Origin of the sequence: Robertmurraya mesotrionivorans, assembly GCF_050971805.1 — a bacterium.
Classification (GTDB): domain Bacteria; phylum Bacillota; class Bacilli; order Bacillales; family Cytobacillaceae; genus Robertmurraya_A.
Genome location: NZ_JBPCCH010000045.1, coordinates 1 through 1495 on the forward strand (window position 1 = coordinate 1; position 1495 = coordinate 1495).

General features: G+C 34.4%; 1 protein-coding gene. It reads left to right on the forward strand.

Annotation, left to right across the window (positions count from 1 at the left end):
- Positions 1–118: 118 nt before the first annotated feature.
- Positions 119–1455, forward strand: a protein-coding gene (locus tag ACRX5O_RS25125) for an IS3 family transposase (protein ID WP_433908435.1) whose coding sequence is annotated in 2 segments (ribosomal slippage) — positions 119–491 and positions 491–1455 — 1338 coding nt in all. Because the reading frame shifts where the segments join, the coding sequence is not laid out codon by codon here.
- Positions 1456–1495: the final 40 nt, after the last annotated feature.

Consider the following 1495-nt stretch of genomic DNA (forward strand, 5'->3'; position numbering starts at 1 on the left):
TGAACTATAACCCGAATAATGGACACCTTTTAAAAAGGGACGTTATTCGGGTTTTTCTATGTCTTATAAAAAGAGACCCGTTTATAATAAAAGAACCTATTGTGGACGGAGGATTTAAATGAACATGAAGTTATTTTCTAAGAGTCAAATGAACGAGTTGGAGAAGAACCCTAACGTTATTCGCGTAACTCAAAAAACAATTACCTACAAACCAGAGTTTAAAGTAAAAGCAGTCCTTGAAAACCTTAAAGGGAAAAATCCTACTCATATCTTTGTAGAACATGGTTTTGATCTTGATATTATCGGAAAGGGGCTACCAAGAAAACGATTATATCAGTGGAAACAGATTTACAATGAATCTGGAGAACTAGGCTTATCTTTAGATAATCGAGGGAAAATAAAGACTGAACGAACATCCTTACAGGAATTATCCTTGGAGGAAAAACTCAAAAAAGCAGAGGCAAGGATTAAGTTCTTAGAGGTTGAAAATGATTTCTTAAAAAAGCTAGAAGAACTAGAGAGGCAGGCGCTGGTAAAGAAAAAACGTTATTAACACCATCAGAAAAATGTCAACTTATTAAGCTTACTCTTTATAATGGCCAATTAAAGAATATGGTGACTTATCTTTGTGATTTGGCAGGGGTAAGTAGAAGTGGATACTATGAATGGTTAAAGGCATCCGAGACTAGAAAGAGCCGCCATGAACAGGATGAAAAAGACATCGCTCTAATCAAAGAGATCTTTTACAAAAAGAAAGAAAAAGTAGGGGCACTCCAAATCAAAATGTTCTTAGAAAATGACAAAAACGTTGTCATGAATCATAAGAAAATCAGAAGATTAATGGGAAAATATAGGCTCTACACAAAAATAAGGAGGCCAAATCCTTATAAGAAAATGATGAAGGCTTCTCTGGAACATCGTTCCTGCCCTAACCTATTAAAACGTGAGTTTAACCAAGGAGAGCCAGGCAAAGTATTACTGACTGATATCACTTATCTCTATTATGCCAATGGCCAAACTGCTTACTTATCATGTGTTAAAGACGGATGTACGAAGGAAATACTTGCCCATTATTTATCTACTTCTCTGGAAATGGAGATTGTTTATAAAACATTAATAAAATTAAGGAAAACGTTATCGAATGCTTTTAATAAAGAGGTTATTCTTCATTCAGATCAAGGATTTCATTACACTAGTCCACTATTTCAAAATAAGGTGAAGAAATTAGGAATTACACAATCTATGTCTCGAAAAGGAAACTGTTGGGATAATGCCCCAATGGAATCCTTCTTTGGTCATTTTAAAGATGAAGTCAATTATAAAGAGTGTAAGAGCTTGAAAGAATTAAAGTGTGTAGTAGATACTTATATGCAAGAGTATAATCATAAACGTTATCAGTGGGGATTAAATAAGATGACTCCGGCTCAATACCGAAGTCATCTGTTGGCAGCTTAAGTCTCTTTATTAAACTGTCCATTTTATGGGGTATAGTTCA